16 protein-coding genes are annotated in these 23,535 nt (G+C 70.8%); 4 read left to right on the top strand and 12 right to left on the bottom strand.

What is annotated here, in order from left to right; genetic code table 11:
* From FB457_RS34750 to FB457_RS34735, 4 genes are all read left to right on the top strand, one after another.
* A partial coding sequence (locus FB457_RS34750) for a hypothetical protein (protein ID WP_486589262.1) occupies positions 1-356 on the top strand: 356 nt, incomplete at its 5' end.
* A 354-nt stretch (positions 357-710) separates the two neighbouring features.
* Positions 711-1,865 carry a ScyD/ScyE family protein gene (locus tag FB457_RS34745; RefSeq protein WP_164492583.1) on the top strand — a complete coding sequence of 385 codons (1,155 nt, stop codon included), beginning with the start codon at positions 711-713 and terminating at the stop codon, positions 1,863-1,865.
* A 140-nt stretch (positions 1,866-2,005) separates the two neighbouring features.
* Positions 2,006-3,208, top strand: a complete 1,203-nt coding sequence (locus FB457_RS34740; protein WP_107086158.1) for a ScyD/ScyE family protein — start codon at positions 2,006-2,008, stop codon at positions 3,206-3,208.
* A 148-nt stretch (positions 3,209-3,356) separates the two neighbouring features.
* The gene (locus FB457_RS34735) at positions 3,357-4,502 is read left to right on the top strand and encodes an inositol-3-phosphate synthase (RefSeq protein ID WP_145784672.1); all 1,146 of its coding nucleotides are present in this window, start codon (positions 3,357-3,359) and stop codon (positions 4,500-4,502) included.
* 90 nt (positions 4,503-4,592) lie between these two features.
* Here FB457_RS34735 and FB457_RS34730 read toward each other — a convergent pair whose 3' ends face one another.
* The 12 genes from FB457_RS34730 to FB457_RS34675 form a co-directional block, all read right to left on the bottom strand.
* Complete coding sequence (locus FB457_RS34730; protein ID WP_253911416.1) at positions 4,593-6,149, bottom strand: DUF6851 domain-containing protein; 1,557 nt, start codon at positions 6,147-6,149, stop codon at positions 4,593-4,595.
* A gap of 122 nt (positions 6,150-6,271) precedes the next feature.
* Entirely contained in the window at positions 6,272-6,931 is a 660-nt protein-coding gene (locus FB457_RS34725) for an undecaprenyl diphosphate synthase family protein (protein ID WP_253911417.1), read from the bottom strand.
* Positions 6,932-7,023: 92 nt separating this feature from the next.
* Complete coding sequence (locus FB457_RS34720) at positions 7,024-8,574, bottom strand: DUF6851 domain-containing protein (RefSeq protein WP_186462104.1); 1,551 nt, start codon at positions 8,572-8,574, stop codon at positions 7,024-7,026.
* Positions 8,575-8,721: 147 nt separating this feature from the next.
* The gene (locus tag FB457_RS34715) at positions 8,722-10,260 is read right to left on the bottom strand and encodes an MFS transporter (protein ID WP_047020374.1); all 1,539 of its coding nucleotides are present in this window, start codon (positions 10,258-10,260) and stop codon (positions 8,722-8,724) included.
* A 256-nt stretch (positions 10,261-10,516) separates the two neighbouring features.
* Positions 10,517-12,088, bottom strand: a complete 1,572-nt coding sequence (locus FB457_RS34710; RefSeq protein WP_047018063.1) for a vanadium-dependent haloperoxidase — start codon at positions 12,086-12,088, stop codon at positions 10,517-10,519.
* A 146-nt stretch (positions 12,089-12,234) separates the two neighbouring features.
* Positions 12,235-13,146 (bottom strand): aromatic prenyltransferase, encoded by a 912-nt coding sequence (locus FB457_RS34705; protein WP_047018064.1) that lies wholly within the window; start codon positions 13,144-13,146, stop codon positions 12,235-12,237.
* A 332-nt stretch (positions 13,147-13,478) separates the two neighbouring features.
* The gene (locus tag FB457_RS34700; RefSeq protein WP_486589261.1) at positions 13,479-14,552 is read right to left on the bottom strand and encodes a methyltransferase; all 1,074 of its coding nucleotides are present in this window, start codon (positions 14,550-14,552) and stop codon (positions 13,479-13,481) included.
* Positions 14,553-14,597: 45 nt separating this feature from the next.
* Complete coding sequence (gene idi, locus FB457_RS34695; RefSeq protein WP_186462103.1) at positions 14,598-15,170, bottom strand: isopentenyl-diphosphate Delta-isomerase; 573 nt, start codon at positions 15,168-15,170, stop codon at positions 14,598-14,600.
* A gap of 90 nt (positions 15,171-15,260) precedes the next feature.
* Entirely contained in the window at positions 15,261-16,277 is a 1,017-nt protein-coding gene (locus FB457_RS34690) for a type III polyketide synthase (protein ID WP_047020375.1), read from the bottom strand.
* 416 nt (positions 16,278-16,693) lie between these two features.
* Positions 16,694-16,879, bottom strand: coding sequence for a helix-turn-helix domain-containing protein (locus FB457_RS34685; RefSeq protein WP_047018067.1), 186 nt, complete (start codon positions 16,877-16,879; stop codon positions 16,694-16,696).
* Entirely contained in the window at positions 16,876-17,349 is a 474-nt protein-coding gene (locus tag FB457_RS34680; RefSeq protein WP_253911420.1) for a hypothetical protein, read from the bottom strand. The genes FB457_RS34685 and FB457_RS34680 overlap by 4 nt, the downstream gene beginning before the upstream one ends.
* Positions 17,350-17,923: 574 nt before the next feature.
* Positions 17,924-23,422: an ATP-binding protein gene (locus FB457_RS34675; RefSeq protein WP_145784668.1), complete on the bottom strand. Its 5,499-nt coding sequence runs from the start codon at positions 23,420-23,422 to the stop codon at positions 17,924-17,926.
* Positions 23,423-23,535: the final 113 nt, after the last annotated feature.

The following is a 23,535-nucleotide window of genomic DNA, read 5'->3' as shown; positions in this document are numbered from 1 at the left end:
ACCCCGCCGCCCGCTACCGGCGGCGTGCGTGTTTACCAAGGAGATTCCCCATGAGCGTCCGCATGTTCCGTGCCAAGATCAAGGAAGACAAGGTCGAGACCGCGGAGAAGGCTGCGAAGGAACTCTTCGCGGCGATCGAGGAAGCGAAGCCCGAGGGCGTCCGCTATTCCTGGTGCAAACTCGCGGACGGGCGGACCCTCGTTCTCGTGGTGGATCTGGAGGATGACGAGAAGAACCCTCTTCTCACCATGCCGGCATTCCAGGAGACGATGAACGGCCTGAAGAACGAGTGGATCTCGGAGCCGCTGTCGGTCGAGCCGATGACGTCACTCGGCTCGTACCGCCTCTTCTACTGATTCCACCCGGACGACCGTACCGCCCGCCGCGGCACCGCCGCGCGTGCGCCGGCGGCCGGGGGTTCCCCCTGGGCGGCGGCCGAGGGCGGTAGTCCACGGGCTCACCTTCCCGTCACCGCGTTCCCGGGTGCGGAATGAGCCATCGGCCACGAGCCTTCCGGCCACCGCCCCGCGGGGCGGGCGGCCCCGGCCCGGCGCCGGTTCGAACGCCATTTTCCCATCAAACGCGTGTAGCCGATGCTCATTGCGCCGCCGGCTGTCTCGACGTGCGCCGGACGGCTTTGGCGAGGAGTCTTCTCTCAACGCGTCTTGTCTGGGTGCAACAGAAACAGCGAAACGGAGGAACAGGCGAAGATGCGTAGTCTGAAGAGGTTCCGCATGCCGCTCGCCGTCGCGGCGGCGACGGCGCTCGCGGGTGTGGCAGCCGGTCCGTCGGGTCAGGTGGTCGCGGCGGAGAAGGGTTCGGGCACGCTGTCCGGCGACGCCCCGGTCGAGGTCATCGCGAAGGGGCTGCACTCGCCCCGCGACCTGACCTGGACGCCCGAGGGCCGGCTTCTCGTCTCCGAGGCGGGCGGCATCGAGCAGCTCTGCGACAACGCCGACATCATGACGGCGAAGTGCTTCAGCACCACGGGCGCCATCACCGACGTCACCGACGGCAAGCCGAAGCGGATCGTCGAGGGCCTGGCCTCGAACGTGAACAACGCCGAGGTCGTCGGCCCGAACGCGATGGTCTACTCCGAGGGCAAGCTGCACGTCCTTCAGGCGGGCCACGGCATCGGGCTGCCGAAGTGGCTGCCCCGCGACCTGCGCACCACCCTGAAGAACCAGTACGGCAGGGTGCTCCAGGTCACGGAGAAGAAGGTCAAGGCGGTCGCCAACCCCGGCGCGGCCGGCTACAAGTGGATGCAGGAGAACCCGGACCTCGTCTCCGAGGACCCGACGTCCAACCCCGTCTCGCTCGCCGCGAAGCCGGGCGGCGGCTTCTACTACGTGGACGCGGCCGCGAACATCCTCGGTGAGATCGACCGCCGGGGCAAGGTCAAGGTCCTGAAGTGGTTCCCGAAGGCCCCGAACGGCGCCGACGCCGTACCCACCTGCGTCGACGTCGGCCCCGACGGCGCGGTGTACGCCGGGCAGCTCACCGGCTTCGGCAACACCGGCAACGCCGCGGCCAACATCTACCGGTACGACCCGAAGACCGGCGAGCTGAAGGTCTGGGAGAGCGGCTTCGCCACCATCTCCGGCTGCGGCTTCGGCGCCAACGGCGACTTCTACGTCACCCAGTTCGACCGGACCGGCTTCCCGCCGCCCGGTGACCCGCAGGGCGTCGTCGTCCAGATCGCCAAGGACGGCACCCGCACCGAGCTGGGCGCGGGCAAGCTCTTCGCCCCGCAGGGCTTCCTCGCGGGCCCCGACGGCTCCATCTACGTCACCAACAACACCGTGTGGTACCCGGTCGGCACCACCAACCGCTGGGACCAGGGCGAGGTCGTCAAGATCGGCTGACCCCGGCCCCCGTCCGTGACGGAAAGGCTGTCGTCGACCGGGCGACCGGTCGACGACTCCCTTGCCGCGGCGGCCGGCCCCGGCCGCGCACGTGGTCACCCAGCAGAACCTCACCCCACCCAAGAGGAGATGAGAGCTCGATGCGACGTCTCGCACGATGTCGGATGCTGCTCGCCGCGGCAGCGGCGACAACGCTCGCCGGTGTGGCGGCCGGATCGTCCGGACCCGTGGCCGCCGCCGACCACGGCCGGGGCTCGGGCACGCTCGGCAAGGACGCCGAGGTCGAGGTGATCGCGGAGGGTCTGCACTCGCCGCGCTCCCTGACCTGGGGCCCGGGGGGCCGGCTGCTGGTCTCCGAGACCGGCACGCCGCCGCTGACGGCGCCGTCCGAGTGCAACATGGTCTCGGAAGAGATCGTCTTCGAGATGAAGTGCTTCGGCCACACCGGTTCCGTCGCCGACATCACGAACGGCACGCCGAAGCGGATCGTGAAGAACCTGCCCTCGGCGCTGAACCTCCAGGACATGATCGGCCCGAACGGGCTGGCCTACAGCCAGGGCCGCCTGTACACGCTGCAGGCGGGCTCGCCGCAGGCCCTCCCGACCGACGCGTGGCTCTCCGACGGCCTGCGGAACAAGCTCAAGCCGTACGTCGGCACCCTGCTCGACGTCACCAACCCGAAGAAGCCGCGGGTGGCCGCCCGGCCGGGTGCGGCCGACTACGAGTACATCAAGGAGAACCCGGACCCGACGCCCGACTTCGACGTCACGAACCCGTACTCGCTCACGCCCAGGAAGGGCGGCGGCTTCTACTACGTGGACGCCGCGGCGAACGTGCTCGGCGAGATCGACCGGTGGGGCAACGTCGAGATCCTCACCGGCTTCCCGCCCAGCCAGGCGGGCTCCGACGCCGTGCCCACCTGCGTCGCCCAGGGCCCGGACCGCGCGGTGTACGTCGGCGAGCTGACCGGCCACGGCAACACCGGCGAGGAGGGCGCCAAGGCCGCCAAGGTCTACCGCTACGAGCCGTGGAGCGGTGACCTGGAGGTCTGGCAGCGGGGCTTCAGCGCCATCTCGGGCTGCGGCTTCGGCAAGAACGGCGACTTCTACGTCACGCAGTTCACCTCGACCGGCTTCCTGCCGTCGCCCGACGACGACGGCGGCAGCGTCATCCAGATCGGCCGCGACGGCACCCGTACGGAGCTGGGCAAGGGCAAGCTGTTCTTCCCGCACGGCTTCCTCGCGGGCCGGGACGGCTCGATCTACGTGGCCAACAAGAGCCTGTGGTGGCCCCCGGGCACCACAGGCGACTGGGACAAGGGAGAGGTCATCAAGATCGGCTGATCGACGACCGGGTGTCCGGACGTCCCGGCGTCCGCCCAGGGCCGGGCCGTGGCTGCCAAGCCGTCGGCCCGGCCCTCGGCCGTGCCCGCTCGGGTCGTGCGCGGTGGGCACCGGTTCTGTACGCACGTGTCCGTAACGGAGGGGTCTCATGCGAGTTGGCATCTGGTTCATCGGCGCCCGCGGGTCGGTCGCCACCACCGCCGTCGTCGGGGGGCTCGCGCTGCGCGCCGGCCTGACCGAGCCCGTGGGCTGCGTCACGGCGCACCCCGACCTGGCCGCCGGCGCGCTGCCGGGCTTCGGCGACCTGGTCTTCGGCGGCCACGACGTGAACACCGGCACGGTGGCCAAGAAGGCCGAGCAGCTCGCCGCCGCTGGCGTCGTGCCCGCGCGGCTCGTACAGGCGCTGGAGGCGGACCTCGCCGAGGCGGAGGCCGAGCTGCGGCACGCGCCCGCCGGCGGCACCCAGGCGGAGACGGCCGCCGCCGTGGTCGCCGACATCGAGGCGTTCGCGGAGCGGCACGCGCTGGAGCGGGTCGTCGTCGTCAACGTCGCCTCCACCGAGCCCGCCGCCCAGCCGCACCCGGCGCACGCGGACCTGGCGGCGCTCGACGCCGCGCTCGCCGCCCCCGGCCGGGTGCTGCCGCCCAGCTCCCTCTACGCGTACGCGGCGTTCACCGCCGGCTGCGCGTACGTCGACTTCACCCCCTCCACGGGGGCGCGGCTGCCCGCGCTCGACGAACTGGCCGCCGCCCGCGGACTGCCCTACGCGGGCCACGACGGCAAGACCGGTGAGACGCTGCTGAAGTCGGTGCTCGCCCCGATGTTCGCGATGCGCAACCTCGCGGTCCGCTCGTGGTCGGGCCTGAACCTCCTCGGCGGCGGCGACGGCGCCAACCTCGCCGAGCCGGGCGCCAACGCGGCGAAGTCCGTCAGCAAGCAGCGCGTGCTGCGCGAGACCCTCGGCTACGCGCCGGAGGGCGACACCCACATCGACTACGTCGCCGACATCGGCGACTTCAAGACCGCCTGGGACCTCATCACCTTCGGCGGCTTCCTCGGCACCCCGATGCGGCTGCAGTTCACCTGGGAGGGCTGCGACTCGGCGCTCGCCGCGCCGCTCGTCCTCGACCTGGCCCGGATCTCCCTGGCCGCGCACGCGGCGGGGCGCACGGGCCCGCTGACGCCGCTGGCCTTCTTCTTCAAGGACCCCCTCGGGGACGGCGACCACGCGCTGCACGCCCAGTGGGCGGAGCTGCGCGCGTTCGTCGCGGGACTCGACGGCGACGGCCGCTGAGGAGGTCCCGTACGACGTGAACGGCCGGGCAGGCCGCGGTGGTGCGCACCCTGCCCGGCCGGTCCCGCGTGACCGCGACCGCGGCGGCGGTCAGTCCTCCACGTCGCCCTTGATGTACTTCTGGGCGAACTCGTACGCGAGGTCGCCGAACTGGGTGCCGAACTCCATCGACCGCTCGACCGTGGTCGTGAAGTGCACCCCGGCCCAGAGCCGGCTGTAGCCGCAGTCCTTCACGAACTCGGTCCAGGTGCCGTAGTGCAGCTCCATGTCCCTGGCGGGGGTGATCCCGGGCTCCGTCAGCGTCCAGCCGGCGGGGATGGGCCAGGTCCAGTCCAGGCGGTCGTCGCCGAGGAAGCGCCGGGCGGCCTGCGCCTCGGCGGCGCAGAGCGTCGTGGATCCCGACGGGTAGTCGGGGTGGTCGCCCACGGGGAGGAAGCTGGCCCACTCGTCGGCGGGCATGTCGTGCACGGTCCCGATGCCGGGCCCGCCCCAGGCGGACACCTTCTTCTTGCCGTACACGTGCCGGATGGCGGAGAACGGCCGCGGCGCCTGGTACTTGACCTTATAGTGCCAGGCCGCGATGAGATCCTCGACCTGTGCCAGCGAACTCGTGTAGATCAGGTGGACCCAGTCGTCCAGCTCCAGGTCGTGGGCTATCCCCGCGGCCTTCGTCGACTGGCCGATGCCCAGGAACTTGTTGTCGAAGAACTCGGCCTTCACCTTCTGCTCGTCGTCGAGCGTGGCGGACGCCTCCAGGATCTCGTCCACCGAGCGCTTGTAGCGGCGCGGGTCGGTGTGGTCGAGGTGGTCCGGCGGGGCCAGCGGGAACTGGCTCGGGTGCCGGTAGGTGTCCGGCTTCACCAGCGCCATCTGCGGGGTGACCATGTGCTGGACGACGAAGATGCCCTTGTCGCCCGGGCCGCCGCCCACCCGGCGGCGGTGCGGGTGCCTGGCCGGCTGCCACTTCGACGGGTTGACCAGCTTGTAGGCGGTGTTCACCGGCTCGAAGCCGGTGTAGTCCTCGTAGGGCTGCCCGTGGTACTTCCGGCCCTCGTCGCCGAAGAGGTTCATGCCGTCACGCGCCTTGGCCTTGAGGACGCCCCTGGCGGCCAGGTTGCCGATGCCCACCGGGCTGGTGGGATCCGTCGACTGGTCGTCGGGGTCCAGGCCGAGCGTGGTCATGAGCTGCCGGAAGGCCGCCACCCGCTCCTTGAAGACGGACTGGAACACCACGTTCGCGGCGTGGAACGCGGCGACGTTCTTGTTCCGGTTGGTGTTCGACTCGCTGGCGGGACGGCGCGGTATGCGGCTGTGCCGGCCGACGGCGGTCGGGTGGTAGGGCGCCAGCGCGTCGAACCACGCGGTCATCGTGAGATGGGTGAGGTAGACGAGGACCGTCGCGTCCATCGGGCCGAGCGGCTCCTCGGACGGGTTGGCCGCCGTGCTGAGCAGGTCCCGGTGGAAGTTGCCGGTGTCGAAGTCGAATTCGGCGGCGGCGGCCGGCTTCGCCGCCGGTCCCGTGCCCTGGCCGGCGGCGGCCGCGGTGCCGGTCCCCAGGGTCGCCAGCGCGGCGGTCGAGGCGCCGCCGAGCAGCAGCGACCTGCGAGCTGGGGAGAAGCCAGCGGAGGAGGAGTTTCCGGACGTCATCGTATTTTTTCCTTGTCCCTAGCGAGGATGCGTTGCACGTCCCAGGCGGGGCCCGTGGGGGGCCGGGCCACGCCTGGGAGACCGGAGTCGGCCGTTGTTCGCCCGAGTCGTGCGGTGGTGCGCTATGCCGGGTAGTTCCCGTACCGCCGTTCCCGCCCGCGCAGGTCGGTCATCGCGGTGTCGAAGTCGGCTCGCGTCATGTCCGGGAACAGCACGGGGGAGAAGTGCAGTTCGGCGTAGGGGGACATCAGCGGGAAGAAGGACGACATCCGGATCGCGCCGCCGGTGCGGATGAGGAAGTCGACCTGCTTCGGGACGTAGGCGTTCTCGGCCAGGATCTTCTCGGTCAGCTCGGGAACCTTGCCGTTGAGCCTGTTGAAGAGCTGGATGACCTCCTCGGTGAGGGACATGCCCATGATGTAGTGGAGCGTGAAGCCCGCCTCCTTGTTGGACTCGTCCCGCAGGTTCTCCAGCTCGGTGAGGTACTTCTTGGGCACTAGGTCGAGCGACCCGGTGAAGTCGAACCTGCAGTTGTCGTGCGTGCGCCGGGCCACGTCGTTGAACGCGACCAGGAACGTCGTCACCGCGGGCTCGGGGCGGCTGAAGTTCGCGGCCGAGGAGGTGGTGATGTACAGGGTGGTGATGCCGTCGTTCCTCGCCCAGTCCATGAACTCGACGAGCTTGTCCGCCATCGCCTTGTAGCCGTCGTCGAGCGACACGCCGTTCGCCTTGGACCAGCGGCGCATTCCGTCCGGCAGCAGCATCAGGTTGGTCACTGTCATCCCCTTTGGTGTGCGTGGTCAGATGTGTCGGAGGGTTGTGCGCACGCGGGAGCGTGAATGGGCCGGAGCGGGTCCGGCGCAACCTGCTGCGATCAGTCCTCGGCCTCGCCCGAGACGTGCCGCTGCACGAACTCGTGGGCCAGGTCGCCGAACTGCTTGCCGAACTCCACGGACCTCTCGGCCGTCTTCGTGAAGTTCACGCCGGCCCACACCCGGCTCAGGGCGGCGTCCCGGACGAAGGTGGTCCAGGTGCCGTAGTTCAGCTCGATGTCGCGGGCCGGGACCAGCCCGGGTTCCGTCTGCGTCGAGCCGGCTTTGAAGGTGTACGTCCACTCCAGGACGTCGTCACCGAGGAAGCGCCGCGCCCCCTGCGCCATGGCGGCGCACAGGGCGGTGGATCCCGACGGGTACTCGGGGTGGTCGTTCACCGGCAGGTAGCCGGCCCACTCGTCGGCGCGGAGTTCGACCGTCCCCTTGCCGGGACCGCCCCAGGCGCGCACCTTCTGCCTGCCGTACACGTGCCTGACCGCGCTGAAGGGCCGGACGGCGTCGTACGCGTGCTTGAGGTGCCAGGAGGCGATCAGGTTGTCGAGCTGGGCCACCGAGCTGGTCATGTAGAGGTGCACCCAGCCGTCCAGGTCCAGGTCGTGGGCGATCGCCGCGGCCCTCGTCGCCAGCAGGATGCCCTGGTAGTTGTTGCTGAAGAACTCCGCCTTCGCCTTCTGCTCGTCGGTCAGCGCGGCGGAGGCGCGGAGGATCTCGTCCACGGCGCGCTTGTAGCGGCCCGGTGCGGTGTGGTCGCTGTGGTCGGGCGGCGGCAGCTCGAACCGGCCCGGGTCCCGGAAGGTGTGGCCCTCGACCAGCCGGAGCTGCGGGGTGGCGAACTGCTGGACGGTGAAGATGCCCTTGTCGCCCGGGCCGCCGCCCACCCGGCGGCGGTGCGGGGTCCTGGCGGGCTGCCACTTCGACGGGTCGACCAGCTTGTAGGCGGTGTTCACCGGCTCGTAGCCGGTGTAGTCCTCGAAGGGCTGGGGGTGGTACTTCCGGCCCTCGTCCCCGAGGAAGTTCATGCCGTCGCGCCGCCGGGCCTCGACGGCGGCCTTGCCGGCCAGATTGCCGATGCCCGCAGGGGTGGCCGGGTCCTCCGACTCGTCGTCGGGGTCGAGGCCGATCGCCTCCAGCAGCCCCCGCAGGATGTAGCCCCGCTCCGGGTAGGCGACGCTCACCACGTGGTACGTGGCGTACAGCCCGGCGATGTTCTTGTTCCTGTTGGTCTCGGACTCGCCGGCGGGGCGGCGGGGGAGCCGGGTGCGCACGCCGACGGCGGTCGGATGGTAGGGCGCCAGGGCGTCGAACCAGGCGGTCTGCATGACGTCCTGGATCCAGAAGATGAGGGTGACGTCCGCGGGACCGAGGTCCTGCGTCTCCCCGCTGGAGTCGCCCGCCACGGTGAGCAGGTCACGGACGAAGTTGCCCTTGTCGAGGTCGAAGGCGGGCGGCGGCTCCGCCGCCGGTCCCGGCTCGGCGGCGGCGGTGCCCGCGTGGCCCAGGGCGGTGAGGGCCGCGGCCGAGCCGCCGCCGAGCAGCAGCGACCTGCGCCGTGGTGAGAAGCCGGGGACGGAGGAGCTTCCGGACGTCGTCATAATCTGTTCCTTATCGACTTGCGCCGCTGGAGATGACAGGTCGGCCGGCGGACGTTCCCGGCCCACGCGAAAGCGGCCGGCGATATCCGGGTCACCCCGGCATCACCAGCCGCTCGAGCTGCAGTCTGGGCGCAGTGCGCCTCAGGATTATGCGGTCTTCGTCTCCTCGGACAGCTCCTCCGGCTCCCCGTCCGCCTTCTCCTCCGCGGGCTCCTCCGCGGGCGTGGGCAGCGGGCCGCCGCGCAGCAGCAGACCGGAGACGACCGCGCCGATCGCGAAGAGGGCCGTGCACCACCAGAACACCGTGGTGTAGCCGTCGATCGCCGCGAGGTCGAGCTGGCTCTGCGACGGCTGCCCCTGCACGTTGCTCTCCAGCCAGTTGCCGGTGGCGGTGGCGGCGATCGTGTTGAGCAGCGCCGTGCCGACCGCGCCGCCGAGCTGCTGGCCGGTGTTGACGCAGGCCGAGGCGATCCCCGCGTCCCTGGGCTCCACGCCCGAGGTGCCGGTGCGCAGCGCCGCGGCGTAGATGAAGCCCATGCCGAGGCCGACGACCATGAGCGGGCCGAGCAGGTGGGTCACGTAGCCCGAGTCCACGCCGATCACGGTCAGCCAGGCCATGCCGAGCGCGCTGAGCACCAGGCCGAAGGTGACCAGCGGCCGGGGGCCGTACGTCGGCATCAGCTTGATGGCGCCGGCGCTCGCCCCCACGGTCGTGCACACGACCATCGGCAGCAGCGCGACGCCCGAGGTGATCGCCGAGTAGTCGAGGTTGGTCTGCATGTAGTAGATGAGGAACAGCATCACGCCGAACATGCCGGTCCCGACGAGCAGCACCGTGAAGTACGCGCCGCCGCGGTTGCGGTCGAGCAGGATCCTGGGCGGCAGCAGCGGGTTGGCGGCGCGCGTCTGCGAGAACGCGAAGACGAGGAGCAGGACGCCGCCGAGCGCGAGGACGCCCCACGTCGAGGTCGTGCCCCAGCCCTCGTCGGCGGCGTTGGCGAAGCCGTAGACGAGGCAGAACATGCCGCCCGACGCCAGCACCACGCCCGGGACGTCCAGCTTGGCACCCGTCCTGGTCTCCCGCTGCATCAGCATGACGCTGCCGGCGAAGGCGACAACGGCGAAGACGAGGTTGACGTACATGCACCAGCGCCAGTTCAGCGCGGAGACCAGCGCGCCGCCGAGGATGAGCCCCAGGCCCGCACCGCTGGCCGCGACCGCGCTGTAGATGCCGAACGCCTTGGCCTTCTCCTTCGGGTCGTGGAAGGTGGTGGCCAGCAGCGCCAGACAGGCGGGCGCGAGCATTGAGGCGAAGGCGCCCTGGCAGGCGCGGGCCGTCACCAGCATCTCGAAGTTGGTCGCGGCCCCGCCGACGGCGGAGGCGCCGGCGAAGCCGGTGAGCCCGATGAGGAAGCTTTCCTTGCGGCCGATGATGTCGGACAGCCGCCCGCTGAACAGCAGCAGGCTGCCGAACGGCAGCGCGTAGGCGGTCACGATCCACTGCCGGTCGGAGTCGGAGAACTCCAGCGCTTCCTGCGCCGACGGCAGGGCGAGGTTCATCACGGTCAGATCGAGGCCGACCATGAGATAGGCGGTGCAGATGACGGCGAGGATGAGCCACCGCCGGGGATCCCCGAGCGCTTCCGAGCCCGGCCCGCCCGCTGGGGCTGCGCTCCGTGTTTCCATGATCATCTCCTGGTGCCATCGGTCGTACCTGGGGGGTGTCACACATAGGACGGGCACGACGGGTCGGCGCGTGACATGACGATCGATCGGAACCGGCCAGACTCGCGGGTGTGCGGCGGCAGGTGACGTGCTCCGGCGCCCCTGCCGCGGGGCCCTCCCGGCGCGTGCCCGCTGTCGCACGGGCCGGAAGGCCCCGGCTGCATGCCGGTGCGCGGCGGCAGGCTACGGGCCCGGGGAGGGCACGTGCCGCCGGGTATCAGTCCTCGACCTCACCCTTGATGTGCTTCTGCACGAACTCGTGGGCCATGTCGCCGAACTGCTCCCCGAAGGCGATGGACGTCTCGACCGTCTTGCGGAAGTGCACCCCGCCCCACACGCGGCTGGCGCCGCACTTCTGCGTGAAGTCGGTCCAGGTGGGGAAGTGCAGTTCGATGTCCTTCGCGGGGACGACGCCGGGCTCCGTCCGCGTCGAGCCTGCCGGGAACGTGAACTTCCAGTCCAGCTCGTCGGAGCCGAAGTAGCGCCGCGCGCACTGGGACGCCGCGGAGCACAGCGTCGTGGAGCCCGACGGGTACTCCGGGTGGTCGCCCACCGGGAGATAGCTGGACCATTCCCCGGCGGGCATGTCGTCGACCGTCCCCATGCCGGGGCCGCCCCAGGAGGTCACCTTCTTCTTGCCGTAGACGTGCTGGATCACCGTGACCGGCCGCGCCGCGTCGTACTTGGTCTTCTCGTTCCAGACGGCGATCAGCGGGTCGAACGTCGCCAGCAGGTGCTCCAGGATGAAGTGCGCCCAGCCCTGCACGCCCAGCTCGCCGTTCTGGTCGTGCTTCCGCGCGATGACCAGCGCCGAGTGGCCGATTCCCCAGATCTTGTTGTCCATGACCTCGGCGATGGCCTTCTGCTCGTCGGTGAGCGCGGCCGACGCCTCCAGGACCTCGTCCGCGGAGCGCTTGAAGTCCCGGGGCCGGGTGTGGTCGACGTGCTTGGGCGGCGGGACGGTGAACTCGCGCGGGTCGGCGTAGATGTGGGGCTTCACCATCCGCATCTGCGGGGTGACGAAGTGCTGGGCCACCCAGATGCCCAGGTCGCCGGGACCGCCGCCGACGCGGCGGCCGTTGTGGGCCTGGAGCTGCGGCTGCCAGCGCGAGGGGTTGACGACGTCGAAGGCGGTGTTCACGGGCCGGTAGCCGGTGTAGTCCGCCCAGGGCCTGGGGTTGTACTTGCGGCCGCCGTCGTGACCGAGGAAGTTCATGCCGTCGTTCTTGAGGGCCTCGAAGACGGACTTGCCGGCGATGTTGCCGACACCGACCGGGTCGGCCGGATCCATCGAGTCGTCGTCGGGGTCCAGGCCGATGCTGGTCAGCAGGTCCCGCATGGGCTTGACCCGGCTCGGGATCACCTGCTTGACCAACTGGTACTGGGAGTAGATACAGGCGATGTTCATGTTCCGGTTGGTGGCGGACTCGCTGGACGGACGGCGGGGAATCCGGGAGTGCACACCGACCGCGGTCTCATGGTAGGGCGCCACCGCGTCGAACCACCCGAGACCCGTCAGGTGGTTGATCCAGAGGAACACCGTGACGTCCATCGGGCCGAAGATCTCCGATGAGGGGGAGATCCCGGCGCCGTCGTCCTCGGGCTGGAACCACTCGATGTAGTTGTCCTTGTCAAGGTCGAACTCTGCCTGGGCCGCCTTGCCGCCCTCGGCGGCGGCGGCCGTGCCGGCGTGACCCAGGGGGAGCAGCGCGGCGGCGGAGGCACCGCCGATGAGCAGCGACCTGCGCCGCGGGGAGAAGCCTGAGACAGGAGAGTGTCCGGTCGTCATGTGCCGTCCTTGTCCTTGAGAGGGGATTCCTTGCATGGCAGAAGGCACGGCCCGCCGGAACGGACCGTGCCTTCTGAGATCGAGGGCCGGCTCAGCCAGTCATGCGCGCCGGAGAACGGGGGCGGGTCAGGTCCCCGGGTTCATCCCTACCGCTTGTGCGTCTCCATCAGCCGCACCGGTTCGTACCCGGCGGAAAGCTGGTAGTACGCGCAGACGTCGATGAATTCCCCGTCGGGGAACCATTTGACGCCGAAGAGGTTCAGACGCTCACCGGGATAGGCATACGGGGCGTTCGTCGCGAACCGCGCGATGTGCGGCTCTATGGGCGCGGGCACCGCCGCCGGATCCAGGCCGCGGCCCGGCGGCGGGGCGAATGCGACCCGTACGATCCGTGAGGAGTCCCAGCGGAAGGTGATGTTGGCCCGCATCGACCTGCTGGCGAACTCCAGCATGCCCTCGTCCGCGTCGTACAGCCCGATTTCGCGCAGCATGGCACGGAGCGCGCTCGGTTCCGGACGGCCGTCCGGGGTGAACTGGAAATACAGGTTCATCGTCTGCCGCTTGTAGTCGACCCCGACCATCGCGACTTCGTCGAGGCCGTAGCGGGCGAAGAGGCCCGCGTTGTCGGCCACGGCGTGCGACACGGACGGGACCTCGGCCAGTTTCGCCACCGGCTGCAGGTCCTGCGGGAAGTGCGCGTAGAGCTTCTTGAAGCCGCCGGTGACACCGCAGTCGACGAAGTGCTCCCTGATGGTCCAGCGCCCCTGCAGATCGGAGAGCAGGGAGTGGACGGGGTGGTCCGTGGGTTCGAGGAAGCCGTGCGCCACCGCGTGCGGATACGGGTCGCCCAGTCCCGGAGAGGCGGTGAAGCTGTAGTCGAGTTCTCCCGCGTGCCGCCCTCCGGTCTGCAGACTGAGGACAAGCAGAGCGTCCTCGATCGACTCGCCGAAGGTGCTCAGCAGGGGCCAGACCTTCTCCCGGGAACAGGCCACACCCACTAAGTGGGCCGACTCTTCGATGGCCGAGTAAACCCTTTCGAGTTCGACAGCTCCGGACATGATGCGTGCGTCCTCCAGTCTGAAGGTGAGCGCTGGTGTGAGCAGGAAGTCCGGATGGGCGGACCGCGGCGGGCCCGGGACTTCTCCCGGCTGAAGACAGGGGCGGCGAACCCCGCACCGCGGGTGCGGAGACGCGTCAACGCCACGAAGGGCGGACTCCAGCGGTGCAATCATATGTATAGGTTCTTCGCCTCTGGTCGTCAAGGCCCCGGCGGCCCCGCGCCACCCGGATGCGACGGCACCGGTCCGTGTCCTGCCGCGTCGCCCGGCAGAACCCGGACCGGCACCCGGTGCCCGCGCCGGGATCGGCGACCCGGGCCGGCACCGGTCGGTCACCGGACCTTCGTGGCGGAGAGGAGGGCCGGCACCGGGATGACGTCCTTCGGCAGTTCGGCGGGGTCCTTGGTGATCGCCTTCGTCACCTCGAACCCGCACTCCTCCAGCCAGCTCCGGTAGACCGACAGCTTCTGCGGGCCGCCCTGGCCCATGGTGCAGCCGATGAAGAAGGCCGGGAAGAAGTCGACGTTGTAGTTGTCGGTGTCCGTGAGGTTCTCGGGGTACACCGGGACCAGCACGTTGACCTCGCCGCCGACCGGCAGCGACCGGTTGACGCCGGTGAGGATCCGGATCACGTCGTCCTTGTCGAACATGTCCAGGAAGTGCTTGATGAGAACGACGTCGAAGCCCTGCGGGATCTCCTCGAAGACGTTGCCGCCGATGAACGAGCAGTGTTCCGCCACGCCGTGCGCCCGGAAGTTCTCCAGGGCCTCCTCCTCCTTCTCCGGCAGGTCGAACGTCGTCACCCGGAGCCCGGGGGAGGCCTTCGACTCGTAGGCGTGGATCGCCCCGAGACCCGTGTTCCCGGCGAGGTCGAGCACCTGGGCGCCCGCCGAGATGTCGACGTTCCCGAAGAACCAGGGGTCGATGTTGGCGGTGACGTTGTCCATCAACGTCCCCCAGGACTCCCGGAGGTCCTTGTGCTCGGCCACGGCGTCGTACATGGTGCCCTCGGTGACGCCGTAGAACTCCTTGAGGCCGACGAGCGTGCCGGTCCGCGCGCTCTCGGTGAGGTGGAAGAGCTGCCTGAGCGCCACCACCTTGATCATGTTCATGTAGGTGAGCGCGCGCTTCAGGTCGCGTTCGGGAACCTCGCCGAGCGCGTCGAGGGTGTACGTGCCGGACGCCTCGTCGCGCGCAACGAAGCCCTCCTTGATGAGCAGGAAGAGAAGCTGCTCCACGGCGTCGGGCTTGGTGCCCACCGCGGCGCCGAGGTCGGCCGCGGTCATGCCGGGCTTGTCGCGCAGTGCGTCGATGATGCCGAGCTCGAAACAGGACAGCAGGGTCATAAACCGGGTGGGGCCCACCATGTAGTCGCGGATGCGCGCGAGTGTGGCTCCTTGTGTCATTTCTCTGGCTCCCTTCGAGTTGGTCGTCTCCCGCGGGCGGCGGCGCTACGCGGTCGCCAGGCCGGCCGCCTGCGGCAGCCGGTCGGCGGCGTTGGTGGCCACCGCGAGCACGCCGCCCAGCCAGGGCGAGTAGTCGTCCGGGCGGGCCGCCAGGTCCGCGCGGAGTTCCTCCGGCGCGACCCAGCGGACGTCGGCGACCTCCGCCGGGTCGGGCTTCAGCGGCACGCCCACCGGCACCAGCCCGACCACGACGTGGTCGTACTCGTGCTCGACCCGGCCGGTGTGCGGGTCCTCGGCCCGGTAGAGGTACACGCCGGCCTCCTGCAGCGGCACCCCGGGCAGCCCGATCTCCTCGATCAGCCGCTCGCCGGCGGCGTCGAACAGCGCCTGCCCGGGCGCCGGGTGGCCGCAGCAGGCGTTGGCCCAGCGCAGCGCGAACCGGGTCTTCACCGCGGCCCGCTGCTGGAGCAGGATGCGGCCCTGCTCGTCCAGCAGCATCACCGAGTACGCCCGGTGCAACCGGCCCGGCGCCGTGTGTGCCTCGGCGACCCGGAGGGAGCCGAGCGCGGTGCCGCCCGCGTCGACGAGCTCCACCAGTTGCGATTCCCGAGTAAGCATGACGAGGTCTCCTGCCTCCCGTGGGGAAAGGTTTTCCGGCATGCCGGCGCCCTTGCCGCGCATGCCGGTGGTGTACGTGCCGCGGTGGGCTCAGTCCGCGTCGTCCGGGGTGTCCCGGCTCCATCTGCCCAGTGCCATCTCGGCGGTGATGCCGGGGCCGAAGCCCGCGATCACGCCCGTGGCGTCCGCCTGCGGCGTCTCTTCCTCGATCAGCCGGCGCAGGGCGTCGAGGACGACGGCGCTGGCGATGTTGCCGCGCTCGGTGAGCGTGGCCCAGCTGTGCCGGAACATCTCGCGGTCGACGTCGAGGAACCGCGCGAGGTCGTCCAGGATCCGCGGACCGCCGGCGTGGATGATGTAGAAGTCGAGCTTGCCGATGTCCCAGTCGTGGTCGGTGGCGAAGTCCCGCAGCACCGGGGCGAGCGGCTCCATGGTGCCGGGGACCCGGCGGTCGAGCTGGAAGTGGAAGCCGGTGTCGCGGACGGCGTAGGAGATCCAGTCCTCGGTGTGCGGGATGAGGTACGAGCCGTTGCGCTCCAGGCCGACGCCGGTGCCGCCCTCGCCGCGGACGACGGCGGCGGCGACGGCGTCGCCGAAGAGCCCGTCGGAGAGCAGTGAGCCGATGTCGTCGTCGCCCGGCTGGTAGCAGAGCGAGCACAGCTCGCACGAGACGATGAGGACGTTGCCGCCGGGGTGGGCCAGACAGAAGTCGTGGGCCCGGTTGATCGCCGCCCCGCCGGCGGCGCAGCCGAGCTGGGCGATGGGGATCTGGCGGGTGTCGGAGCGGAAGCCCATCGTGTTGATCAGCCAGGCGGTGAGCGATGGCATCAGGAACCCGGTGCACGACACGTAGACGATCGCGTCGATGTCGCGCGCCGCGACCTCCGCGTTGGCCAGCGCCTCCTCAATGACCTCGGGGCAGCGCTTCTTGGACTCGGCTTCGTAGACGCGGTTGCGTTCTTCGAATCCGGGGTGCGCGAGGGTTTTTTCGATGGGCTGGACGATGTGCCTTTTCCGTACGCCGGTATTCCGGATCAGCCGCAGTGCCAGCGGAAGCTGCGGCTTCCCACCGTGGACGCGCTGGGCGAACTCCAGCGTCTCTTCCATCGTGATGACATATTCCGGCACGCGCACCGACGGCTTGCAGAGCCTGGGCATAGGTACCTTCTGTCGTAGAGATCAGACGGCCGGCAGCCGAATTGCGCGCAGGGTTCCCCTGCCACGCAAAACCGCAGCGGACGTGATCCGCTGCGGTGGGGATGTCGTGCGAGATTGGGCACGCCCGCGAAGGGCGGACTCGGAGCGACAAGTATATTTATAGATTCTTCGCCAGTCGGCCGTCAAGCCCCCGCCGTCGCCGGGGCGGTCGGTCACCCGCGTGACGTGCCACAAGTCACCCACGGTCACGAACCGGAGCGGTGATCCCGCCCGTGACCCACCGCGTATGCGGACGTGTTCGGTGCGCCGGTGCGGCCGGTTCCGATCCGCTCGCCGCGCCGTCGCACGGTGCTGTGGCACGGGGTTCATTCCGGCTGCATCTCTTCCAGCGTGGCCGTCACGTCGTCGGGGTGGTAATAGACCCGGCCGATCTGCTTGTAGCGGCGCCAGCGGTGCATGTGGGCGTAGCGGTAGACCGTGCCCTTGGGTATCCGCCAGATGCTGGCGATGTCGTTCGCCGTCAGACCGGTGCTCGCGAGTTGGTACTTCATCCGACCTCTCTTTGCGTGCGCATCCGGCGGGCGAGTCTGCTCCACCAGGTGACCGGCCAGGTGTGGGCGGCGGAAGCCGTGCAGACGATCTCCGAAGGCATCGCGTCGCCGTGGGTGCGGATCAGGGCGACGAGGGTGCCCTCGCAGCCGGCGTCGGGACAGTCGCCGAGGTGGACGCGGCGGAGGCGGCCGGGGTCGGCGACCTTGCGCGCCCGCCGGGAGAGTTCCTGGATCTCCTCCGCGATGTCGCCCGCGGCCGGGTGGCGGGCGAGCCACTCGACATGCAGGCACAGGAAGCGCGCGAGCGCCGGGACGTCCCTGGCGGGGGAGTTCAGCCGGCGTTCCTCGGCGACGAGTCCCGACCAGGAAGCCAATACCGTGCGGATGGCGGCGCGCACCTCGGCGGCGGCCGGATTCATCGTGCCGGTCGCGGAACTCTTCCTGGCGACCTTCCGGATGACCCGTACCATCTCGGGACCCGGACTTCCGGTGCAGTCGGAATAAAGTGCGGGAAGGTTGAGCAGGTCGCTCTCGAGCCGGCCCCGGCAGGATGTGCAGAGCCTACTTCCTCCGCCGGTCACTCCCCTGATTTTCGTGGAGCTATCGGTCAGCGTACTTCTGCAGGACGGGACTCGACATATTCCGTGCCTTGTGAGCATTTCCCCTCCGTGAGTATTCGCGGAGCGCCGGCGGTGTCACCCTCGGACGGCTTGGGGGCCGTGAGCCCGCCGTGCGAAAAACAGTCTGCAAGACGACTGATTCACGTCAAGGGAAGGTCTGGTTCGTAGCTAGATCCTGTCAGTTTGGTGGGCTTCCCGGTCCGGGGCGGGGGAGCGCGGTTCGTCCGGCAAACGGCTCCCACCAGGGCGTCCGTCCCTCGTTACGGCACGTTCCGGACGGTGATGTTCGCGTGGCGTGATCCGGTTGCCGATAACGGTGAAACCCCGGATGTGCCGGTGGTTGACGCCCCGAAACGGGCGAACGGATTTCCGATTCCAGATGTCCGCGGAATTTTGCCAAACGGAAGTGAATCGTCTTGACGACTCACCCCGGCGTGCCTTCCGCGAGCCCGCGTTCCACGGCCGCGATGAGCTGCGGCCGGAGCTCCTCGGGACGGATGATCGCGTCCACGGAACCCACCTCCCGCGCGCGCCGGATCGAGTGCACGCCGTCGAACTCGGCGGCGACCTCGCCCAGTTTCTCCGCGCGCACCGCCGCCCACACGCTCTCCAGCCGCCCGGCGAGCTGCGCCCGCTCCCGGCCCGAGGCCGCGGAGAGACGGGACTCCAGGCCCGTCACCCGCGCGTCCGCGGCCGTACGGGCGTCGACCTCGGCGGCGAAGACCACCGCGGCGGCCGGCGCCCCGCCGAGGACCGAGGCGTACGAACCGTCCACCGCCAGCACCGTCATGCCCGGGTTCAGCGCCTTGGAGAACACCACGAACGCGCCGCCGTGGTAGCGCGAGATCACGCAGAACACGATCGGGCCGCGGAAGTTGACGATCGCCCGGCCGATCTCGGCCCCGTACTCCAACTGCAGCTCGCGCATCGACTCCGGCGAGCCGTCGAAGCCGGACAGGTTCGCCAGCACCACCAGCGGCCGGTTCCCGCTCGCCGCGTTCACCGCCCGGGCGACCTTCTTCGACGACCGCGGGAACAGCGTGCCCGCGGTGTACGCGTCGGGCCCGTCGGTGGGCGGGAAGCCGCGCCGCGGCACCGACCGCGACTCGATGCCCACCAGGCACACCGGCCGCCCGCCCAGGTGCACGTCCTGCACCACCGCGGTCTCCGCCTCCGCCATGTCGGCCCAGCGCTCCAGCACCGCGTGGTCCTGGTCGGTGACCGCGCGCATCACCGTGCGGATGTCGAACGGCTTCTTGCGGTCCGGGTTGGTCGCGGCGGAGAAGATCTCCCCGACCGTGGTGAAGTCGCTGCCCTCGGCGGCGTGCGGGAAGTCGCACACGTCCCGGTCGACCGGGTCGGAGGTCCGCGCCTTGCGCGGGCCGGCCTCGCCGGGCAGCACGTAGCTGTGGTCGTAGTACGACAGCAGCACGTCCCGCGCGGCCTTCAGGTCGGGCGCCCAGTACTGCGCCTGCCCGTTCGGGCCCATCACCCGGTCGTAGCCGCCGATGCCGAAGTTGTCCTCCGCCGAGACGCCGCCGGAGAAGTCGAGCGATCTCTTGCCGGTCAGCACCATCGCCGAGTCCGGGGTCATCACCAGCACGCCCCGGGTGTGCATCAGCATCGTGGCCTCGGCGTTCCAGTACGGCTGCGCGCCGACGTTGACGCCCGCGACGACGACGTTGATCTCGCCGCCGTCCTGGGTGAAGTGCACGATGCGGCGCAGCGCGCGGGCGATCCAGTCCATGTTCTCGGTGCCCGAGTCCATCGCGATCCGGGCACCCGCGGACAGCGCGTACCACTCGACGGGCACCCGCAGCCTCTCCGCCAGGTCGAGCGCCGCGACCACCCGCGCGCACTCCGCCTCGGAGAGCGCGCCCAGCGCCTTCACCGGGTCGCCGAGGAGCACGACGCGGGTGACACCCTCCGGGTAGCGCTCCGTCGGCGTGGTGGCCACGCCGGCCACGAGGCCGGCCTTGTTGAGGCCCTTCGGCCGCTGCACGGGGGCCAGTGCGCCGGAGTCGTCGAGGTCGTGCTCGGTGAAGGTGCCGCCGGCACCGGCGATCATGTCGAAGAGCTCGTACGGGTAGACCGTGCCCCGGCGCCGCACCCGCAGCACCTTCTGGCCGTAGTCGTCGAGCGGCTGGAGCAGGTCGGTGGGCGGGGCCGTGACGCTGAGGCGGACGCCCGCGGCCACGTCGTACGAGACCCGCACCGCGGCCGGCACGAGACCGCCCCGCCGGTCGCGCCGGCAGCCGAGGAGCAGCACCTCCTCCACGCCCAGGCCCCGGGTCGTCGGCAGGACGCGCCGGGCCACGTCGTTCAGCTCCGCGAGCGTCAGATCGCTGGGCGGGCGGACGTTGATGAAGATGCGGTTGGTGTCCTGGCGTCTGCTCCCCGGCCGCCTGACCTGCTCCCTGCGGATCGCGTCCAGGCAGGCGCCGAGCGCCGCCTCGACCTCGGGCAGCGCGAGGATGCGGCCCTCCTCGTCGCGCAGCGGGGTGAGGTCGCGGACCTGGGCCATGGCGACCAGCCGCTCGTCCGCGGGGTTGCTCGGCGCGACGCAGCGCAGCAGGTAGACGTCCTCGTTGACGGACGGCAGCCGGGTGAGGTCGAAGTTCCGCAGCCGGCGCAGCAGCAGCCGCTGGCCGATGAGCGGGTGCATCCCGCGCATCAGCTTGTCCTCCTCCGGTCCTTCGGGGGAGGGCAGGAACGTGAAGTGCTGGGGCGACGCGCCGTTGTGCCCGGCGACCGTCGTGGTGATCCGGTGCAGGCTGGCGGGGAGCGATCCCGACAGCGCCGCGCGCAGCCCGGCGGCCATGTCGTCGGTCTCCGGGGGCCGGCCGGTCCAGGTGAGGTAGAACTCGGCGACGACGGCGGTCGAGTCGGGCTCCGCGGCGGCCACCTCCGCGACGGTCGCGGCGGCGCCGGCCAGGTCGCCGAAGTCGGCGACGGTCACCAGCAGCCGGTGCGAGACGCCGTCGAGTTCGTAGCGGCCGGTGACGAACGGCCGCCCCGCGACCGTCTCGCAGCGCACGCCGGTCAGCCGGTGGTCGCGGTAGGCGCGGCGGACGAGGACTTCCAGCAGCGGGTCCGCCTCGGTGTCCGGGCGGGCGATGCGCTCGCCCAGCAACTGGATGAGCGACTCGGGGCTGGCGACCATGTCGGCGATCCGCCGGTCGCGGTCGGGCGCGTCCGGGTGCGCGTCGAGGTGGTGCAGGTGGTCGCGTATCCGGTTGTAGACCGTGGCGCGGGTGTGGCGCAGCAGCGGCTGCGCGTACCAGCGGAACACCAGGCTCCGCGCGAGCCCGCCGACCAGCGGGAAGCGCAACTGCGTGGCCCGGATCAGGCGTTCCAGCGCCTGGCTCACGACCTGGCGCAGCCCGTCGGGCGGCGGCGCCTCGGTGAGCCACTGCTGGAGCAGCGCGGTGATCACCGCGACGTCGGCGGTGGCCGCCTGCCGGGCGAGGAAGATCCGGAAGACCGCTTCCTCCAGCGCGGGCGTACGGTCGAGGCTCTCGACGCCGTAGTGGCCCAGCACGCGGGTGAGCCGGCCCTGGAACGTCTCGGAGAGCCCGGCCCGTTCCGCGTCGAGACTCTGCAGGTAGGTGTGGAAGAACTCGCGCGGGCTGCGCACCCAGGTCTCGGCCGCGGTCTCCTCGTGCTCCGGCTTGTTGCGGCTCAGCTCGGAGAGATCGGCGAAGACCTCCAGCAGCCCGGCCTCCGCGGCCAGCGGCCGCTCCGGCAGCACGGCGCGCACTGCGAGGTAGCCGGCGAGGGCGTCGTCGGCCCCGGCCGGGTCGACGTCGAAGCCGAGAAGTCTGCTGCGGAGGTCCGCCAGGCCGCGCGCGGCCCGCTGCTCCGCGCTCTGCCCGGCCGCCTCCGCGGGCAGGTCCAGGTCGGCGCCCGCGGCCACGGGCGCGGCGTCGACGTCGTCGAGCGGCTCCAGACGGAGCAGCGGCGCACCGGTCTCGACCTGGCTGCCGACGGCGACCAGCGACTCCTTGAGCACCGCGCGGAACGGCGCGCGCAGCACCGTCTCCATCTTCATGCTCTCCAGTACGAGCACCGGGGCGCCCTCGTCGACCTCGTCCCCGGCGCCGAGCGGCGTCGCGACCACCAGCGCGGGGGCGGGGGAGCGGACCACGCCGCCCTCGTCGCGGCTGATCCGGTGCGTCACACCGTCGACCTCGACCAGGTGCACCGGCCCGTGCGCGCCGGTGACCAGCCGGAAGCGGTGGCCGTTGAGCCGGATCTGCCCGGTGTGCTGGTCGAACCGCTCCAGCACGGCGTCGACGGCCCGCACAGTGCCGTCGTCCGTATCCGTGCCGGAGCGGAAACCGACGCGGTAGCGGCCGGGGCCGGTCTCGGCCACCGTGAGCCGGTACCCGGCGCCGCGCAGCGTGAGGTCGACCGGGCGGCCGCCCTCGTGGTGCACCTGCGGGCGACCGCCGCGCGCGGTGCCCAGCAGCCGCTGCAACTCGGCCTGCTTCCCGTCCTCGTACGCCTCGATCGCCGCGACCGCCAGCGCGACGCCGGAGTGCCGCGGCGACGCCAGCCCGCCCCCGGCCCGTACCCGGTCGATCCAGCCGGTGTCGGCGCCGGCGTCGATCACCGCGGGCTCGTCGAGCAGGTCGAGGATGAAGCTCTTGTTGGTGGTGCCGCCCTCGATGAGCACCGTCGTCTCGCGCATCGCGTGCCGCAGCCGGGAGAGCGCCTCCGCGCGGTCCCGCCCGTACGCGATGACCTTGGCGATCATCGAGTCGAAGTCGGCGGGGATGGTGTCGCCCTGGCTGACGCCGGTGTCGACCCTGATGCCGGGACCCGCGGGCAGGTCGAGCAGCGCGATACGGCCCGGGGCGGGCGCGAAGTCGCGGTCGGGGTCCTCGGCGTTGAGCCGGGCCTCGACGGCGTGCCCCAGCTCGGCCGGCCGCTCGCCGGTGAGCCGGCCGCCCGCGGCCACGTGGAGCTGCGCCTTGACGAGGTCCATGCCGGTGGTGGCCTCGGTGACCGGATGCTCCACCTGGAGCCGGGTGTTGACCTCCAGGAAGGCGAACATGCCGTCCTTCGGCTGGTACAGGAACTCGACCGTGGCCGCGCCCCGGTAGCCCACCGCGAGCGCCAGCCGCTCCGCCGACTCCTTCAGCCGCGCCACCTGCTCTGCTGCCAGCACAGGCGAGGCCGACTCCTCGACGATCTTCTGGTTCCTGCGCTGCACGGAGCAGTCCCGTACGCCCAGCGCCCACACCCCGCCCTGGCCGTCGGCGATCACCTGGACCTCGACGTGCCGCGCGTGGACGAGCAGCCGCTCCAGGAACAACGCGCCGTTGCCGAAGGAGCGTTCCGCCTCCTCGCTGGTGCGCTGGAACGCGTCGGCCAGCTCGTCCGGCGCGTGCACGGCGCGTACGCCCCGGCCGCCGCCGCCCGCGGTCGCCTTGAGCATCAGCGGATAGCCGATCCGCTCGGCCTGGCGCAGCGCCGTGTCCAGATCCGCGACGGGGCCGCGGCTCCACGGCGCGACCGGGACGCCGACCTCCTCGGCGAGGAGCTTGGCGCTGATCTTGTCGCCCAGCTTCCGCATCGCCTCGGGGCCCGGACCGATGAAGGTCACGCCGAGCTTCCCGCACAGCTCGGCGAAGGCGGGGTCCTCGGCGACGAAGCCCCAGCCCACCCACGCGGCATCGGCGCCGGACTCGACGAGGGCGCGCTCCAGCACGGCGAGGTCGAGGTACGGGCGGTCCGCCGCTCTGCCCAGGTCGTAGCCGAGGTCTGCCGCGCGTACGAACGCGGCCGTGGCGTCGGCGTCGGTGTAGAACGCCACCGTCTCGATCCGCGGCGCGCCCGTGGCGTTGAGCTCGCCGACGGCCTTGATGAGCCGCATCGCGGCCTCGCCACGGTTGATGATCGCCACACGGCTGAACACCGGTCAGACCTCCCAAGTTCACCTACAGTCGGCGGGCGCGCCGGCGGCTGTTCCGCCCGGCGCGCCCGCTGCGTGTCGGGCCGGGGCCGGATGGGGCCCCGAGCCACGGGTTG

This window comes from Streptomyces sp. CNZ287 (assembly GCF_007827615.1).
Note: the sequence above shows the minus strand (reverse complement) of the source record. Positions and strands in the feature narration are given on the sequence as shown.

Excerpts from the sequence above, each read along its gene's own strand:
- FB457_RS34745 (WP_164492583.1), top strand. The coding sequence starts at position 711 with ATGCGTAGTCTGAAGAGGTTCCGCATGCCGCTCGCCGTCGCGGCGGCG.
- FB457_RS34740 (WP_107086158.1), top strand. The coding sequence starts at position 2,006 with ATGCGACGTCTCGCACGATGTCGGATGCTGCTCGCCGCGGCAGCGGCG.
- FB457_RS34735 (WP_145784672.1), top strand. The coding sequence starts at position 3,357 with ATGCGAGTTGGCATCTGGTTCATCGGCGCCCGCGGGTCGGTCGCCACC.
- FB457_RS34730 (WP_253911416.1), bottom strand. The coding sequence starts at position 6,149 with ATGACGTCCGGAAACTCCTCCTCCGCTGGCTTCTCCCCAGCTCGCAGG.
- FB457_RS34725 (WP_253911417.1), bottom strand. The coding sequence starts at position 6,931 with ATGACAGTGACCAACCTGATGCTGCTGCCGGACGGAATGCGCCGCTGG.
- FB457_RS34720 (WP_186462104.1), bottom strand. The coding sequence starts at position 8,574 with ATGACGACGTCCGGAAGCTCCTCCGTCCCCGGCTTCTCACCACGGCGC.
- FB457_RS34715 (WP_047020374.1), bottom strand. The coding sequence starts at position 10,260 with ATGGAAACACGGAGCGCAGCCCCAGCGGGCGGGCCGGGCTCGGAAGCG.
- FB457_RS34710 (WP_047018063.1), bottom strand. The coding sequence starts at position 12,088 with ATGACGACCGGACACTCTCCTGTCTCAGGCTTCTCCCCGCGGCGCAGG.
- FB457_RS34705 (WP_047018064.1), bottom strand. The coding sequence starts at position 13,146 with ATGTCCGGAGCTGTCGAACTCGAAAGGGTTTACTCGGCCATCGAAGAG.
- FB457_RS34700 (WP_486589261.1), bottom strand. The coding sequence starts at position 14,552 with ATGACACAAGGAGCCACACTCGCGCGCATCCGCGACTACATGGTGGGC.
- idi (WP_186462103.1), bottom strand. The coding sequence starts at position 15,170 with ATGCTTACTCGGGAATCGCAACTGGTGGAGCTCGTCGACGCGGGCGGC.
- FB457_RS34690 (WP_047020375.1), bottom strand. The coding sequence starts at position 16,277 with ATGGAAGAGACGCTGGAGTTCGCCCAGCGCGTCCACGGTGGGAAGCCG.
- FB457_RS34685 (WP_047018067.1), bottom strand. The coding sequence starts at position 16,879 with ATGAAGTACCAACTCGCGAGCACCGGTCTGACGGCGAACGACATCGCC.
- FB457_RS34680 (WP_253911420.1), bottom strand. The coding sequence starts at position 17,349 with ATGGTACGGGTCATCCGGAAGGTCGCCAGGAAGAGTTCCGCGACCGGC.